Origin of the sequence: Streptococcus infantis (assembly GCF_047464155.1) — a bacterium.
GTDB lineage: Bacteria > Bacillota > Bacilli > Lactobacillales > Streptococcaceae > Streptococcus > Streptococcus infantis_U.
Map to the genome: position 1 here is coordinate 774,277 of NZ_JASHCL010000001.1, position 17,445 is coordinate 791,721.

At 42.0% G+C, this 17,445-nt stretch carries 14 protein-coding genes; all 14 read right to left on the minus strand.

The window, feature by feature from the left end; all coding sequences use genetic code 11:
* Positions 1 to 122 precede the first annotated feature (122 nt).
* The 14 genes from ftsX to QM810_RS03815 all read right to left on the minus strand — a co-directional run bounded on the left by ftsX (position 123) and on the right by QM810_RS03815 (position 17,444).
* Positions 123 to 1,049 carry a permease-like cell division protein FtsX gene (gene ftsX, locus QM810_RS03750; RefSeq protein WP_414253907.1) on the minus strand — a complete coding sequence of 309 codons (927 nt, stop codon included), beginning with the start codon at positions 1,047 to 1,049 and terminating at the stop codon, positions 123 to 125.
* Positions 1,042 to 1,734 (minus strand): cell division ATP-binding protein FtsE, encoded by a 693-nt coding sequence (ftsE, locus tag QM810_RS03755; protein ID WP_414253908.1) that lies wholly within the window; start codon positions 1,732 to 1,734, stop codon positions 1,042 to 1,044. The genes ftsX and ftsE overlap by 8 nt, the downstream gene beginning before the upstream one ends.
* 15 nt (positions 1,735 to 1,749) lie before the next feature.
* A protein-coding gene (prfB, locus tag QM810_RS03760; protein WP_100069481.1) for a peptide chain release factor 2 occupies positions 1,750 to 2,845 on the minus strand; the annotation gives its coding sequence in 2 pieces (ribosomal slippage) (positions 1,750 to 2,772 and positions 2,774 to 2,845; 1,095 coding nt in all).
* A 180-nt stretch (positions 2,846 to 3,025) separates the two neighbouring features.
* Complete coding sequence (locus QM810_RS03765; protein ID WP_414253909.1) at positions 3,026 to 4,285, minus strand: TRZ/ATZ family protein; 1,260 nt, start codon at positions 4,283 to 4,285, stop codon at positions 3,026 to 3,028.
* A 121-nt stretch (positions 4,286 to 4,406) separates the two neighbouring features.
* Complete coding sequence (locus QM810_RS03770; RefSeq protein ID WP_414253910.1) at positions 4,407 to 6,155, minus strand: ABC transporter ATP-binding protein; 1,749 nt, start codon at positions 6,153 to 6,155, stop codon at positions 4,407 to 4,409.
* Between the two features lies 1 nt (position 6,156).
* A complete protein-coding gene (locus tag QM810_RS03775; RefSeq protein WP_414253911.1) occupies positions 6,157 to 7,881 on the minus strand; it encodes an ABC transporter ATP-binding protein in 1,725 nt (574 codons plus the stop codon).
* A 50-nt stretch (positions 7,882 to 7,931) separates the two neighbouring features.
* A complete protein-coding gene (gene msrB, locus QM810_RS03780; protein WP_414253912.1) occupies positions 7,932 to 8,870 on the minus strand; it encodes a peptide-methionine (R)-S-oxide reductase MsrB in 939 nt (312 codons plus the stop codon).
* Between the two features lie 124 nt (positions 8,871 to 8,994).
* The gene (gene thrB, locus QM810_RS03785; protein WP_254730545.1) at positions 8,995 to 9,864 is read right to left on the minus strand and encodes a homoserine kinase; all 870 of its coding nucleotides are present in this window, start codon (positions 9,862 to 9,864) and stop codon (positions 8,995 to 8,997) included.
* A 1-nt stretch (position 9,865) separates the two neighbouring features.
* The gene (locus tag QM810_RS03790) at positions 9,866 to 11,152 is read right to left on the minus strand and encodes a homoserine dehydrogenase (RefSeq protein WP_414253913.1); all 1,287 of its coding nucleotides are present in this window, start codon (positions 11,150 to 11,152) and stop codon (positions 9,866 to 9,868) included.
* 139 nt (positions 11,153 to 11,291) lie between these two features.
* Complete coding sequence (gene yaaA / locus QM810_RS03795) at positions 11,292 to 12,014, minus strand: peroxide stress protein YaaA (RefSeq protein ID WP_414253914.1); 723 nt, start codon at positions 12,012 to 12,014, stop codon at positions 11,292 to 11,294.
* 45 nt (positions 12,015 to 12,059) lie between these two features.
* Positions 12,060 to 12,470, minus strand: a complete 411-nt coding sequence (locus tag QM810_RS03800; RefSeq protein ID WP_414253915.1) for a peptide deformylase — start codon at positions 12,468 to 12,470, stop codon at positions 12,060 to 12,062.
* Between the two features lie 106 nt (positions 12,471 to 12,576).
* A complete protein-coding gene (locus QM810_RS03805) occupies positions 12,577 to 15,261 on the minus strand; it encodes a cation-translocating P-type ATPase (protein ID WP_414253916.1) in 2,685 nt (894 codons plus the stop codon).
* A 172-nt stretch (positions 15,262 to 15,433) separates the two neighbouring features.
* Positions 15,434 to 16,420, minus strand: coding sequence for a glycosyltransferase family 2 protein (locus QM810_RS03810; RefSeq protein ID WP_414253917.1), 987 nt, complete (start codon positions 16,418 to 16,420; stop codon positions 15,434 to 15,436).
* The gene (locus tag QM810_RS03815) at positions 16,413 to 17,444 is read right to left on the minus strand and encodes an acyltransferase family protein (RefSeq protein ID WP_414253918.1); all 1,032 of its coding nucleotides are present in this window, start codon (positions 17,442 to 17,444) and stop codon (positions 16,413 to 16,415) included. Before QM810_RS03815 ends, QM810_RS03810 begins: the two co-directional genes overlap by 8 nt.
* Position 17,445 lies beyond the last annotated feature (1 nt).

Genomic DNA, 17,445 nt, shown 5'->3' on the forward strand with positions numbered 1-17,445 from the left:
CACTCTTTACCAAAAATTGGCAAGCGACTGAGCCCCAAGACCAAAAGAAAAAGCGGGGTATCAAGTACTGTGAAGTCTTGATGACATCCCACTTTTTTATGTGTTTTATCAAGTTATTTGACTTAGATTTTCAAGAATCGACGCATTGAGATTCCTGAACCAAGTGAACCGATACAGATTCCGATGAGGAACAAGAGTCCAATCATCAATGGAATAAAGGTATCCGGTGTTATCAAAGATAGGTTTTGGCCAACCAAAGATGGATTGACAGATTGGAAGACTTTATTATAGATAAAGTAAACCAAAGCTGATGGAAGGGCTGCTCCCAACAATCCGATAAAGGCACCTTCTAGCAAGAATGGGCCACGGATGTAGCCGTTCTTGGCACCAACCAAACGCATGATTTGGATTTCACGACTACGTGAAATGATAGTAATACGGATGGTATTTGAAATCAAGAAGACTGCGATGAAAATCAAGAGTCCTGCGATGACCAATCCCCATACACGGATGAAGGAAGCCAACTTGAAGAGACGTTCGGTATTGGCACCACCGTCTTGAACTTCAGAGACACCTTCGATTTTCTTAGCTTCTTCAGCTACTGGTTTTACATCACTTGGTGAATTGGTATCTACGATGTAGGCATCATGAAGAGGGTTTGCATCTCCTTCAAATACCTTCCACTCGTCACCCATGGTTTCAGTCAGCTTTTGGTACTGTTCTTCTTTACTTGAGAAGGTTACATTTTTAACAGCTGGCAAGGCTTTGAGGGCATCGTAGACCTTGTGGTAGTCGTTGTTCGTGACTGTTTGGCCTTCTTTTACAATGGTTTCACTGTTGTCTTCAACGTCTTTACGAACATAAACCATGACGCGGACGTTATTTTCGATATCAGTTGCCAATTTTGCAGTATTGAAGATAACTGAAGCAAAGATAGCAACCAAGGTCAAGGTAATCATTACTGAACTGATAGCAGCAATGGTCATCCATCCATTACGCTTTAAACTCTTTAAAGCTTCGAATAGATGGCGGAAAAATCTACTAATCATCGTATCCGTAGTCTCCTTTCGCTTCATCACGTACCACGCGACCATTTTCGATGGCAATAACGCGGTGGCGCAAGGTATTTACGATTTGGCTGTTGTGGGTCGCCATCAAAACAGTTGTCCCTTGAAGATTGATACGTTCCAAGAGGTTCATGATTTCCCATGAGTTATCTGGGTCCAAGTTACCTGTTGGTTCGTCAGCAATCAATACTTTAGGATTGTTTACGATGGCACGCGCGATGGCGATACGTTGTTGCTCACCACCTGAAAGCTCATTTGGGAATGAACGAACCTTGTGCTTCAAACCGACAAGGTCCAAGACTTCCATAACACGTTTTTTGATGTTACGACGGCTTTCACCGACAACCTCCATTGCGTATGCAATGTTCTCATAAACGGTTTTCTTTGGCAAAAGTTTGTAATCCTGAAAGACTACTCCGACATTTCTACGCAAGAACGGAATATCTTTCTTTTTAATTTTAACTAGGTTATAACCTGCGACTTGCAAGCTTCCTTTGTCGATTTTGACCTCACGATACAAGGCACGGATAAAAGTTGATTTACCAGCACCTGAAGGTCCTACGATGTAGGCGAATTCTCCTGCATCGATATTTACAGTGATGCCACGTAGGGCTGTTGTCCCGTTGTCGTATTTTTTGACAACATCTCTCATTTCAATGATTGACATGTGACTTCCTTTCTTTTAACTGATACGCCATTTCAGATAAGCATCGATGAAACCATCTAGGTCTCCATCCATAACCTTATCGACTTGCGCTACTTCAAAGTTTGTACGATGGTCTTTTACCATTGTATAAGGTGTAAATACATAGGAGCGGATTTGGCTTCCCCATGTAATTTCCTTTTTCTCACCTTTGAGCGAGTCTACCTCAGCAGCTTTCTTTTCCTGCTCCATCTGATAGAGTTTTGCCTGAAGCATCTTCATAGCACGGTCACGGTTTCCGTACTGAGTACGGTCGACGGTTGATGCTACGACGATCCCTGTCGGAATGTGAGTCAAGCGGACACCTGTTGAAACCTTGTTGACGTTTTGTCCACCTGCTCCTCCTGAACGGAAGGTATCCATCTTGATGTCATCCTCACGGATTTCAACTTCGATGGTATCATCCAATTCTGGCATGACTTCTACAGAAGTAAATGAGGTGTGGCGACGTTTAGCAGAGTCAAATGGTGAGATTCGGACCAAACGGTGAACTCCCATCTCTGACTTGAGAAGACCATAAGCATTTGGTCCTTCAAATGACAAGGTTACTGACTTGATTCCTGCCTCATCACCTGCTTGGTAGTCTAAGACCTCAACCTTGAAGCCTTTGGCATTTCCATAGCGAGTATACATACGAAGGAGCATATCGCCCCAGTCTTGAGCCTCTGTTCCCCCTGAACCCGGATGGATTTCAAGGATAGCATTGTTGTGATCATAGGGTTCTGACAAAAGAAGGGTCATTTCATAGCTGGTCATCATCTGATCCAACTCATCGAGTTTTTCGACCAACTCATCCTTCACGGATTCATCTTCTGCCAAAAAGTCTAGTAAAATCTCAACTTCATCCTGCAACTCATCCATCTTGTGGAAGGTATTATAGGTATTTTTGAGTTCGTTTAATTCTTGCGACGTTTTTTGGGCCGCAATATTATCGTTCCAAAAATCAGGTTCTGTCATTTTGTTTTCCAAAATGGCAATTTCTTCCTCTAAACCTTCGAGGTCAAAGAGACCCCCTAAAAGAAGCTAATTTTTCACGATTTGCGTCAATTTTTTGACGAATTTCTGAAATGTCCATACATACTCCTTTAATTGTATCGTTTTATTATACCACAATTTTTCTTATTTATCTAATCGGTGTTTTTTAAAATTTATTATCAATAGATTTCTGTAAGAAGTCAAACCTGCAATTCCATAAGCAAAACTAGAAAATCTCACAAGAAATTTCCCATGAGATTTAGAGAATTTATACTACTTTTTACAAGTTAACTGTCAACACTTGACCGTCTTTCATGACTTGGTGACCAGCAATATAGACGTCAGCAACATCACTGGATTTGACAGCATAGACTAGGTGAGACAGCATGTTTTCTTGGGGTTGAAGATGGATTTTCCCTTGGGGTTGAATGACGAGAAAATCAGCTTGCTTACCGACTTCTAAACTACCAATCTCGTCTTCCATTCCTAGTACCTTAGCACCCTCGATGGTCAGTGCCTTGAGGGCAGTTTCGATTGGAAATTGGCTAGCATCACCACTTTTCATTTTCTGTAAAAGGGCCGCCGTGCGCCCTTCTTCAAACATATCGAGATTGTTATTAGAAGCAACAGAGTCTGTCGCAATACCAACCGGTACTCCTGCTCTTTGAAGTTGAACGACTGGTGCAATACCTGAGGCTAGTTTGAGGTTGCTGATAGGATTGTGGGCGATAGCGACTTGCGAATCTGCCAAGCGGGTAATCTCTGCTTCATTTAACTCCACTCCATGGGCAAAGACAGCTTTATGGTCTAAATAGCCAAGTTCATCCAAAAATGCTATTGGTCTTCTGCCATAACGTTTCAGGATAATGCCTGACTCTTCCTGGGTCTCAGCTACATGGATATGAAGGGGAATGTCTTCTTCTTTTGCTAGTTCTAAGCTAGCCTCCAGCAAATCTCGACTACAACTGTAGGGCGAATGCGGGGCCACCATGACCTTGAACTTGGGATCCTGGTAGCCTTTGATTGTCTCAATGATAGCTCGAGTTCTGACTATGGTCTCGTCTGTCGTCTCCACATCTGAAGAAAAGAGGGTTGGAGAAAAATAGCAACGCATCTTAGATGCCTTGACTGCTTCATAAATCTTCTCTATCTCCACTCCGTTAGGATTGTACATATCATTGAATGTTGTCGTTCCTGACTGGAGCATCTCTGTTAGCGCCTCTTTGACGGCTTTTGTAGTCATCTCTGGTGTAAATTCTGCTTCTGCTGGCCAGATATAGTCTTCTAGCCATTCGTGGAGATTGCTATCATCACGAATCCCTCTCAAGCCTGTCATGGCAGAGTGGGTATGGCAGTTAACCAAGCCAGGCATAATCCAAGCACCCTGATAGTCTATGATTTGATCTGCTTGATTGAGAATCTCTTGATTTTCCTGACCGACATAGACGATTCGGGATTCTTTAACAGCTAAAATCCCATCCAGGTAAACGTGGAAATCTTGGTCACAAGTCACGATATTTACATGCTGATAGACTTTCATCCCTAGGCTCCTTTTCTATATAAGTATTCATACTGGATAATTTTTCTAGCTATTGTAACAAAAAAGTCACCCGAAGGCAACTTTTCTTGTTTGTTCATTGGCATTATAATGGCTTTACCATTTACTCTGGGCTAAAGGCTGCTGCTTGCTGCATTTGATAGTATTTGCCTTTTCTCGCCATGAGTTCCTCATGATTGCCATGTTCGACAATATCTCCATCTACCAAGACAAGAATCAAATCAGAATCTTGAATGGTTGACAAACGATGGGCAATGATAAAACTTGTCCGCCCCTTCATGAGTTTAGCAAAGGCGTCCTGAACCAGCACCTCTGTCCGGGTATCGATGGATGAAGTCGCTTCGTCTAATATCAGAATCTTAGGAATGGCTAGAAAGACACGTGCGATGGTCAAGAGCTGAGCCTGACCGACTGACAGTGATTCACCCGCATTTTCAAGCTTGGTATCATAACCCTGAGGTAATTGTTGGATAAAGAAATCTGCGTTCGCTGCCTTGGCTGCTGCAATGACTTGCTCTCGACTAGCATCAGGATTTCCAAAGGCAATATTGTCATGAATGGTTCCTTGCTTGAGCCAGGTTTCTTGGAGCACCATCCCAAACTGCTGTCTCAATGAGGCTCGGGTATAGTCATAAATCGAGTGACCGTCTAGTAATATATCTCCTGAGTTAATAGGATAAAATCGCATGAGAAGATTGATGAGTGTAGACTTACCAGCACCCGTTGGACCAACGATGGCGACCTTACTACCAGCTGGGATATCAATAGACAAGTCCTTAATCAAGATCTTTTCAGGATTGTAACCAAAAGAAACATGCTTAAAGGAGATGGCTCCCTTGACTTGGTCACTGTTCAATTCTTCCAGACCAGTTTCTGTAACTTCCGGACTCTCTAGAACCGCATAAACACGTTCTGCGCAGGCTAAGGCACTCTGCAACTCAGCCAAAACTGATGAAATATCGTTGAAGGGTTTGGTATACTGCTGCACATAGTTCAAAAAGGTTACCAAACGACCAATGGTCAAGGTGGAACCTGCTATGATGCGTAAGGCTCCTACCCCAGCAAGAAGGGCATAAATGAGGGAATTGACAAATCGTGTCGAAGGATTGACTGTTGACGAATAAAAGATAGCCGATTGAGAATAACCTGAGTAGTTGTCATTAGCTTCATGAAGTCTATCGATAAATTCTTCCTGAGCATTAAAAGACTGGATAATGTTTTGCTGACTAAGTGACTCTTCAATCAGCTGGGTTTGAATCCCTCTAGTCTCCGTCTGCTTCTGAAAGAGATGGTAGGACCTCTTAGCGATAAAGCGTGAAATGACCATAGACAGAGGTGTTAAGAGCAGAACTAAGAGCGTCATCAAGAGATGAATTTGGAGCATGGCAAGAATGCTGACCAAAATCATCAAAACTCCGATGAAAAATTGGTTGAAAATCATATTCAGACCCGCTGCCAACTGTTCAATATCTGTCGTCACACGGCTGACCATTTCCCCACTACCTTGTCTATCTACAAGGGCAATCGGCAAACGATGGAGTTTTTCAATGATTTTCTCCCGCAAATCTCTGGTGTATGAAAAGATGAGACGATTATAAAGGAGCGGGTTGGTCCATTGTACCAGCGTATTCCCAATAACCACCAAAATCATCTGGAGAAAAATTTGCCAGAATACCTGAGATGATCCTGTCACTAAGACTTGGTCAATCACCTGTCCAATCAAGATTGGCAGATAGATGGATAGGGCCACCTGTGCAATGGTTCCCAAGAAAGCCAGGAAAAGAAGGACGGGATGGTTTGCTAAATCTTTCGCTAAGCGTTTAAGGGTTTGACTTGCATGTTTGCCTTTCATTCTAGTCCTCCTTTCCATGTTGGGAAGCATTGATCTCACGATAGACTTGACTCGTCTTCATCAATTCTTCATGATTTCCAAGTGCTAATTGTTGACCCTTCTCTAAAAGAAGAATCTGGTCTGCAATCTTCAAGGTCGAAGTTCGTTGGGAAATCAGGATCAAACTAGTATTTGGCAAGTTTTCCTGAATGGCCGTTAGAAGATTAGACTCGGTAATGGTATCAAGGGCAGAAGTCGCATCATCCAGGATAAGAAAAGGTGCTTGGCGTAAAACTGCTCGGGCAATGGACAAGCGTTGTTTTTGTCCACCTGAGAAATTACGACCTCCTGCTTGGACCTCTGCGTCCAAGAGCCCTTCTTTTTCACTGACAAAGTCCTTGGCCTGGGCAATTTCCAAAGCCTGCCAAAGTTCTTGGTCAGAGACAGGCTCTTCCATACCCAAGGTCAAATTGGAACGAATCGTTCCCTTAAAAAGTTCAACCTTTTGAGGGACATAGGCTATCCAGGACCGCCATTGAGCCAGATCCCGAGAGCCATGTCCAGCCTGATAGAGGCCCACTGTTCCTTTATCTGGTTTGTACAAACCAAGTAAAACCTGTACCAAGGTTGACTTACCAGAACCAGTTCCTCCGATGATCCCAAGAATTTCTCCTTGCTGCATATCAAAAGAAATATCCCTTAGCGAAGGCTGAGCTGCATCTGGATAAGTAAAGGTCAAGTCTTGGACGTGTAAAACTTGATTTCCAGAAACCCTTCCTGCCTTAAGTTCAGTATGAATATCTTCAGGTTTTTCAGCGAAGACTTCCTCAATACGCTTAGCTGATATATAAGACTGGTTGAGTGAATTAATCAGCATGGCTAGTTTAATCAACTCTACCAAAATTTGTAAGAGATAGTTGATCAGGGCAATCAAGGCTCCCTGACTGAGCCAGCCTCCCTGAATAGAAATATAACCATTCCAGATAATCACCAGCAAAGTTCCGTTGACAATCAAATAGGTCAAGGGGGTCAATAGACTAGACCAGTAGCCTGTTTTCATTTGGATAGCCGTATAGATTTGGTTGAGTCGTTGGAAATTCTCAATCTCTCGTTTTTCTTGGCCAAAAGCACGAATCACACGCATCCCTTGTATCTGTTGGCGCGTCTCCTGAACTAGCTGGTCAGTTTTCTTTCTCAAACTACTGTAGAGAGGATTGACCAAGCGTGATAACACGACAATGACAAAGGTCAAAATGGCAACCATGACCAAGAACCATAGAGTCAATTCAGGCGAGAGGCGATAAGCCATGAAAATGGCACCGAAAACAATAATAGGCGCCCTTAAAAAGAGGCGTAAAAATTGATTGATCCCTGTCTGAATCTGATAGGTATCTGAAGTCAAGCGCGTCACCAAACTCGAAGTTGTCAAACGGTCTCTACTATCCTTAGGCAAGGAAAGAATATGACGATAAAGGTCATTGGTCAACTCCTTAGTAAAGCCGACTGCTGCCTTGGCTGAGTAAAACTGGGCTACTAAAGCTACCAAAACGCCGATAACTGCAAAAACAAAGAGGAGACCCATTTGCAGCCAGAGATGACCCTGATCTTTTTGAGGGATGGATTGGTCGACAATCCCAGCTATCACCATGGGAACCAAAAGTTCAAAGACAGCCTCTAACAACTTAAACAAGGGTGCTAGGAAAGACTCTTTCAGGTAGGGTTTAAAGTAAGAAAGTAATTGTTTCATGTGTCCCTTCTATTTTCAAAATGAAGAAGGTGGGAAAACCACCATCTTTTCTACTTGTTCAAATATGGAAGTAGGTAGCCATAGCCAGCCTCTTCCATCTCATCCTTAGCAATGAATCGTAAGGATGCAGAATTAATACAATAGCGTAAACCACCTAGTTCCTGAGGTCCGTCTGTAAAGACATGTCCCAAGTGAGCATTTCCTGAACGTGAACGAACTTCGATTCGCTCCATACCATGACTCAAGTCCTGGTAGTAATGAATGAGTTCCTTGGAAATAGGACGGCTAAAGCTTGGCCAACCACAGCCTGAGGCAAACTTATCCTTGGCAAAGAAGAGGGGCTCGCCAGTCGTGATATCTACATAAATTCCTTCCTCAAAAGTTTGGTCATAGGCATTGCTAAAGGGAGCTTCCGTCGCAGCCTCTTGGGTAACTCGGTAGGACTCTTCTGATAAACTTTCTCGTAAAACTGCCTGACTAGGTTTTTCATAGTTGGCGGCATCTATCAGTGGTTTCTCAGCATCCCTCACATCAATGTGGCAATAACCACCAGGATTTTTCTTGAGGTAGTCTTGGTGATAGTCCTCAGCCAGGATATAGTGACGGAGTTTCTCCACTTCTACCGCTATTTTACGACCGATGAGAAGCTCTTGTTCTCGAACGACCGTATGGATGGTTGGCAAATCCTCTTCATCTTGATAATAAATCCCTGTGCGGTACTGACGACCACGGTCGTTTCCTTGTTGGTTGACAGATAATGGATCAATGACTCGGAAATAATAAAGCAAAATCTCACGGAGCGAGACTGCTTTTTCATCATAGATAACTTGTACAGTCTCTGCATGATCTGTTTCTTTGATTAGTTGATAATTGGTGGTTTCTACCTGACCATTGGCATAACCAACACTGGTTTGCAGCACTCCAGAAATACGTGAAAAGTACTCTTCCAAGCCCCAAAAACAACCGCCTGCTAGATATATTTCTGCCATTTCAAATCCTCCTTGACCGTCTGTCGGTCGCTAAACACGGGAAACATTTCATATCCCATGTTTCATTTTCAAAAAAAGGACAGGAAGCCCTCTAATAGAGAGTTTCCCCATCCTATTGCTAAATTTATTTTGCTTCGACGCGAACGCCTTCTGTGTCTACTTGTAAATCATGAAGCTTGCCTTTGAAAGGTTGCTTTTCAAGCTCTGCCTTAATCTTTGGCATCTTGTCAGGGTCAGCCAAGACCATGACAGTCGGACCAGCTCCAGAGAGGTAGGTTGCATAAGCACCATTTTTCTTGGCAACTTTTTTGATGGTCGCAAATTCTCGCACCAGTTCTTGACGGTAACGCTCGTGGAAGAGGTCACTCTCAATAGCTTGGCCTGCTTTGACCATATCTCCAGTCAGTAGGGCTGCAATAGCCACATTGGCGATAGAACTTGCTGCAACAGCTTCCTTGTAAGAAAGTTTCTTAGGCAAGACACCGCGACTATCGCGAGTACGCAATTCATAGTTTGGAATATAAGCTAAGAAAGCACACTCTGGGAAGGGCACCACAACTGCTGAAACCTGGCCTTCGACTGAGCTAGCAATGACGAGATTTCCATAGATAGCAGGTGCAACATTATCAGGGTGTCCCTCAATCTTAGTCGCCAACTGTAATTTTTCATGTTTGCTTAGCTTCAAGTTCCCGAGTTGATTTGCCAGCTCAATCCCTGCAACGATGACTGAACTAGAAGAACCTAGTCCACGTGCAAGCGGAATATCACTGACCATCTTCAAACGTCTAGGTTGTAGGTCTGGAACAATCTGTAGAGCAATCTTCAGCAAAAGATTACGTTCGTCACGTGGAATCCATTTACCTAGTTGGTGCTCAATCATCCATTCTTCACGTTCTTCACAAACCTGAATTTCTAGATACTTAGTTACAGCTACACCAACAGAGTCAAAACCTGGACCCACATTAGCACTTGTAGCAGGTACAATAATCTTCATCTTAGTCTCCTAAAACCTTGAAGGTATTGAGAAGTTCAAACTCAGATACACGCTTCAAAGCTGCTGTAATATTTTCAAGTTGCGCCTTGTTGATTTTATGAGTGATGATGACAATACGAGCCTTACCTTCTTGCTTGCCATCTTGTAGGATTTGCTTGAAGGAAATATCTTCTGCGTTAAAGAGTTCAGCCAATTTCAAGACTTGACCTTTTGAGTCTGGAGCCAAGATTGAGAAATAGTAGTTGGCTTTGACATCTTCTGGCTTAGCCAAGACCACTGGACGGCTGTATTCATTAAAGGCTTTTCCAATTGTTCCATCATTCAAACGACGAACGATACGGGCAATATCAGCCACAACACTTGTTGCAGTTGGTTTTTGACCTGCACCCGGTCCGTAGTACATAGACTCGCCGATACCGATAGATTCCACAAAAACCGCATTCATAACACCGTTAACACTTGCTAGTGGGTGTTCTTTAGGAAGGAAGGTTGGTGTAACCTCAGCAGCGATTCCAGAAGCTGTTTCTTCGATAGAACCAACTAATTTCACAACATAACCAAGTTCTTGAGCTACTGCCACATCTTCTGGAGTGATGTTGCGAATTCCTTGGTGACCAACATCTTCAAACTTGACATTCATCCCAAAAGCAAACTGGCTAAGGATAACCATCTTGTAGGCTGCATCAATCCCGTCCACATCATTGGTTGGGTCGCTTTCAGCGAAGCCAAGTCGTTGGGCTTCTGCCAAAGCATCCTCGTAAGACCAACCTTCGGTTACCATTTTAGTCATCATGAAGTTTGATGTTCCATTGACAACACCAAGAACACGAGTGATTTTATCTGATGCTAGTGAGTTAACCAAGGTACGAAGGATTGGAATTCCTCCTGCAACAGCTGCTTCGTAGTAGAGAGCAACATTGTGAGCTTTAGCAATTTCAAGCAATTCTGCACCATGGACTGCCAAAAGGTCCTTGTTGGCTGTTACGACGTGTTTCCCTGCTTCTAACGCACGAGTGATAAAGGTTTTTGCAGGCTCGATACGTCCCATCAACTCAACAACAATCGTGATGTCTTTGTCTAACAAGATTTCATCGATATTTGTTACAAAATTAAAATCATTTCCTGCTTCAAGCAAGCGGGCTTTCTCTTGATCGTCTTTGACCAAAACTTTAGCTACTTCAATTTCTGACTGGGCTGCTTGAACAATTTTTTCTCTATTTTCCTTTAGCAAGAATGGCACACCACTGGCTACTGTACCAAATCCAAGTAAAGCAATCTTAACTGACATGTTTGTCTCCTCGAAATTTTCTAATAGTCCTATTATACCAAAATTGTGAGAAAATTCCTACCATTCTAAACTAAAAATAGGAGCACCAAATCACAAAAAGCCTGCCCTGATACAATTTAGGACAGACTCTATTTTCTATCTATTTTACAAAGACCATTTCCTTGTCACTAGACAGGTCGTCTCGATAGGTAAAACCTGCAAAACTGAGCTTTTTAATCTCTTCTACTGAAGTTACCTGACCTTCCATCAAGGCTGTCAAAAAGGCCCCTCTAGCTTTTTTAGAAATAGTTGAGTGGATTTTTAGTTTTCCATCTCTTTCTTCCATGAACTTGAAGGTCACCATTTTCTCACGGATTTCTTTTGGAAAGACAGTTTCAAACTCAGAAGACAAGAGAGAAAAGATTAGTTCTTCACCCTTCATCGACTCCTCATAGGCCACCTTCCAATGACTTTTCAAGCTTTTTCCATCAACTTTGAGCTTCATCAAAAAGTCCAGTCTGTGAGGTGCAATCGGTTCAAAGGCTGGAATCACACCATAGAGAGCTGACGTTATCATGAGGTATTTCTCCAGATAGGTTTGCTCCTCCTTGGTGAGATCGTCCCGTTTGATGTTGCGATACATGAGTCCATCAAAGAGGTGCAAGGCGGGATAGTTTGTCGCAGTTTCATTTTTCAAGGCTTGGATATGGTCATATTCCTCTTGCGCTTTTTCGGAAGATATTTTATAAAAGTTCTCCAGCTCTTGGGCAGAGTATGTCGCCAATGCATCCAGCACTGCCTGACTATCAGGACGCAAAGGCTGTGCCTCTAAACTAGGGATTTGGGTGTTCATTTCTTTTGCAGTTGGGATTAGAATTTTCATAGTGTTAGTGTAGCATATTTTTTTAGGACTACCAAGGATTTAAGCCTAAATGATGATCCCTTCCAAATGATCCAATTCATGCTGACAAATTTGAGCAGGAAATCCTGTCAGGGTAATGGTCTGCTCTTGCCAATGGATATCTCTGTAGCTTACTGTAATCTTCTCACACCTAGTTGTCGGTCTTACACCTGCCAAAGACAAACAACCTTCCTCTGTTTCGTATGAGCCTTCAAAAGATTTGAGAACTGGATTAAACATAACCATGGGAATCATTCCGATATTAAAAATAATGACGCGTTTTTGTACCCCAATCATATTGGCCGCTAGTCCAACACAGATTTCTCGGTTAGCCAATAGGGTATCCTGCAAATCCTTTGCTAGGGGTAAATCTTCCTGACTAGCAGGCTGGGATACCTGCGACAAAAACATCATATCTTTTACAATTTTCTTTTCCAACTACTATTCCTCCACCTTTATCATTCTACTTGATTATAGCATAAAATCTATCTCCGTTTATCTTATATAAAAGCAAAAAAGCCATCCGAAGATGACTTTTCAATGTTTAAATGGCGTTTTTATCTTTTCCAAGTGCGCGTTGGATTGCTTTAACAATTTCAACAAGAACAACAATCATAAGTGCTCCTACAGCAACCGCCATCCATTGAGTCAAGCTCAAATGTGAAACGTGGAAGAGGCTGTTAAATCCTGGAACTACAATCGTAGCCATCAAGAGGATGAAGGCAACTGGGATTGACCAGTTAAAGGTTTTGTTTTTGAAGAGTCCGACTGTAAAGACTGATTGATAAACAGATTTAACGTTAAAGGCATGGAGCAATTGGATCAAACCAAGAGTTGCAAAAGCCATGGTAAGGGCATCTGCGTGGATTTCAGATTGAACTTGATGCTCTGGGAAGAGAATTGCCCAACCATAGACACCAAGAACGAGCATGGTTTGGAAGATACCTTGATAAAGGATAGCTCCGAATACACCACCGTCAAAGAAGTTTGACTTACGGCCACGAGGTTTGTGGGTCATAACGCCTGGCTCAGCTGGTTCAACACCAAGAGCGATGGCTGGTAGCGTATCTGTTACCAAGTTAATCCATAGAAGATGCACTGGTTGTAACACATCCCAACCGAAGAGGGTTGCAAAGAAAATAATGAAGACCTCAGCCATATTGGCAGACAAGAGGTATTGAATGGATTTTTGGATATTTGAGAAAACCTTACGTCCTTCTTCTACTGCTACGATAATGGTTGCAAAGTTGTCATCGGCAAGGACCATATCAGAAGCACCCTTAGAAACCTCTGTACCAGTAATCCCCATACCAATACCGATATCAGCTGTCTTAAGCGATGGTGCGTCATTAACCCCGTCACCAGTCATGGCAACAACTTTACCTTCTTTTTGCCATGCTTTCACGATACGAACCTTGTGTTCAGGCGATACACGAGCATAAACAGAGTATTGCTTGAAGACTTTTTGGAATTCTTCATCAGTGAGTTCATTCAACTCAGCACCCGTGAAGACATGGTCTTCTGTATCATTTGGATCGATGATTCCAAGACGTTTAGCAATAGCCTCTGCTGTATCTTGGTGGTCACCCGTGATCATGATTGGACGGATACCTGCTTCTTTAGCGACACGGACAGCTTCTGCAGCTTCTGGACGTTCAGGGTCGATCATGCCGACCAAACCAGAGAAGATGAGGTCAGACTCAACAATTTCAGATTCCAAGGTTGGAATTTCGGTGCTTGTCTTATAAGCCATCATCAAGACACGGAGGGCTTGTTTAGCCAAGTCTTTATTGGTGGCAAGTATATCTTGTTTGTCTTCCTCAGTGATTGGACGAACTTCCCCATTGACTTCGATACGAGTCACACGCTTGAGCAATTGGTCAGGGGCACCCTTGACAGCGATAAAGTAAGAACCGTCTGCTTCCTTATGGATGGTAGACATGAGCTTACGATCAGAGTCAAATGGCAATTCAGCTACACGTGGCTCATCCTTCAAAACTTCACGAACGTCAAAGTTGTGGTCCAAACCAAACTGTACCAAAGCAGTTTCTGTTGGATCCCCAATCAATTTGCCAGATGGGTCCACCTTTGTATCATTGGCAAAGTTCATGATGCGAAGCGTATTGTTGTTGGCAGTAATTTCAGCTGCAGAGCTTTGCAATTGACCGTTTGTATAGACTTTTTCAACCGTCATTTGGTTCATGGTCAAGGTACCTGTTTTATCAGATGCGATGATTTCTGTTGAACCAAGTGTTTCAACGGCTGGCAATTTACGAACGATTGAATTACGTTTAGCAAGGGTTGTTGTTCCTAAAGATAGGACGATGGTAACAATGGCAGGAAGACCTTCTGGAATCGCCGCAACCGCAAGAGCTACTGCAACCATCAAACCTTCTAATGGATGTTCCCCGCGGACGAAGACACCAACCAAGAAAGTGATAATCGCAATCACAACGATTAAGTAAGTCAAGGCTTTAGATAATTGTTCCAAGCTTTGCTTCAATGGTGTTTCAGTCTCATCGGCATTAGCCAACATATCCGCAATCTTACCAACTTCTGTATACATACCAGTGTTTGTTACGACACCAATACCACGACCATAAGTTACATTTGAGTTTTGGTAACCCATATTAACGCGGTCCCCAATACCAGCATCTGCTTCAACAAGTCCTGTCACATCTTTTTCAACTGGTACAGATTCACCAGTAAGAGCAGCTTCTTCAATTTTAAGAGAAGCTGCTTCAAACAAACGCATATCTGCAGGCACGACATCTCCCGCTTCAAGCAAGACGATATCTCCGGGTACCAATTCTTTTGAGTCAATCTCAATGATATGGCCATCACGACGAACACGTGCCATGGGGCTAGACATATTTTTCAGTGCTTCAATGGCTGCTTCTGCTTGCCCTTCTTGGTAAACACCAAAGGCTGCATTCAAGACAACAACGGCCAAGATGATAATGGCATCTGTTAAACCATCCATCCCTTCTGTAATCACAGAAAGTGCCGCTGCCGCTAGCAAGATGATGATCATCAAATCCTTAAATTGATCCAGGAATTTAGCTAGCAGGCTACGTTTTTCGCCCTCTTCTAACTCATTACGACCATAAGTCGCTAAGCGTTCTTGAGCTTGAGCAGTTGACAAACCTTCAAGAGATGAGTCCAAGTTCTTTAGGACTTCCTCAGAAGATTGCGTGTAAAACAAATCTTTTTTTTGTTCTTTTGACAAAACAGTCTCCTCCTTTTTGGCCTCTTTTTACAAAAAAAGAGACCTGTTTTTTAAAAAAACAAGTCTCGCTGTTTAATATAGTGCCGGAAATAATTCGGAATGACGACACTATCGCGGTTAACCGCCAGCTACTCCCTTGAGTAGTTCTATTATATCAGAATTTCAAAAGTTTTCAAGCCTTGAGGTAGGATTGCTCATCACTCTCATCATAGGTACGATCACTGATAATATATCTTGGACGTTGCTTGGTTTCTAGATAAATTTTTCCGATATATTCCCCAATTACACCAAGACTAATCAGCTGAACTCCGCCAAGTAAACTTACAATGGCATATGTGCTGGCCCAACCAGCTACTACTGTACCAGCAAATTTGCTCCACAAAACCCAAATGATTAACAAAAAACTAAACAGTGAAGTCATAACTCCCAAGCTAGTAATCAAACGGATTGGTTTAATCGATAAGCTAGTAATTCCATCCATAGCTAGACCAAGCATTTTAGAGAGTGGATAGTGGCTCTCACCAGCAATCCGTTCATGCCGTTTATAGGTCACGTAAGAATACTTAAATCCTACAAGAGGCATAATCCCTCGAAGGAACAGATTTACTTCTTTAAACTTAGATAATTCCTGTAGAAATCGTTTTGAGACTAAACGATAATCAGCATGATTAAAAACGACATCCGCTCCAAATAAATGCATCACTTTATAAAAACCTTCTGCTGTAATACGCTTAAAAGCTGAGTCTGTATCTCTATTATCACGAACGCCGTAGACTATCTCTGAACCTGTCTTATATTCAGCAATCATTTGATTCATACAATGAATATCATCCTGGCCGTCTGCATCAATGGTAATCACGATATCCGCAAATTCTGCAGCTTCATACATTCCAGCAAGGACACTACTTTGATGACCTCGATTTCGGCTCTGCGAAATACCTACTACATATGGATTTGATGTAGCATATTCTTGGATAAGCTCCCAAGTTTGATCTTTACTGCCATCATTGACATACATGACCTTACTTAATGGATGGACTTCTTGGTTTTTCACAAGCTCCTCAATTTTTCCAACAAACATTGGGTTAGTATGAGGTAATACTTGCTCTTCGTTATAACATGGAATCACGATATATAAAATCGGATTATTTCTACTCATTTTTGACTCCTAACCTTTTAATCCCAAAGGGAAAGTTTGTCCCTCTAAATACCCTTACAATCAATTCACAACCTATTAAAGTCAATATTACCACAACACTTGTTGTAATATAACCATTCACAAAAATACCGGTGTATCTAGTAGATAATTGTAAAACTAATTTTTCTACCAATACTAAAACAATCGGGGCATGGACACCATAGTAAATCAAGGTTCTTTGACCGATTGATTTCAAGAGAGTCATTTCAGGAATTGACTTAAAGAATATGAGGGTGGACCATATACCTGAAATTGCAGCAATGTAAAACAAGAGATGGTTTCCAATCTGTTGATAGTAAAGATCAACAATCTGTTTCCCACTCCAATGATAGTTCAACCTACCAACAAATATAGTCAGCAATAAGGCAAGCGGCAAATAATAAATTGCAAAAAACTTTTCCATCTGCGCTAAATATTTTCTCACTCCGACACCTAAGAGTGTAAAGATAATGGCTACAGGGACCAGGTCAATATTCCAGATAAGATAAAAATTCCAAGCATAGATTTTTTGTCCCAAAACGACTAAAAATAAGAGTGATACACTAATCAAAAGCCATTGGATAATGGTCCATTTTTTTCTGAGAATAAAGTAACTAAAAACATGTGCTAAAAACATGACATTCAGAAACCATAACTGAAAATAAACATGCAAGCGGTCTGACAACAATAACTGTTTAGCAAAATGAATAAGATTAAAACTAAACACTTGTTCAGGATACATGACAAAAAGTTGAAAGAGAAAAACAAAAATATTCAGGCAAAAAAAGGGAACAACCAAACTTTTTACCTTGCTAAGAAAATACTCCTTAAGTGTTTTGTATTTAGTAACATTTAAAGTAAAACCTGACAAGAAGAAAAATAAGGGGATATGAAAAACATAAAGAAGTATTTTGGCACGAAGAGGTACAAAACTACTGTGCCCTATAATAACAAGTATGATTGCTAGACCCTTAGCCATATCTAGGTAGCCTATTCGCTTTTTCATC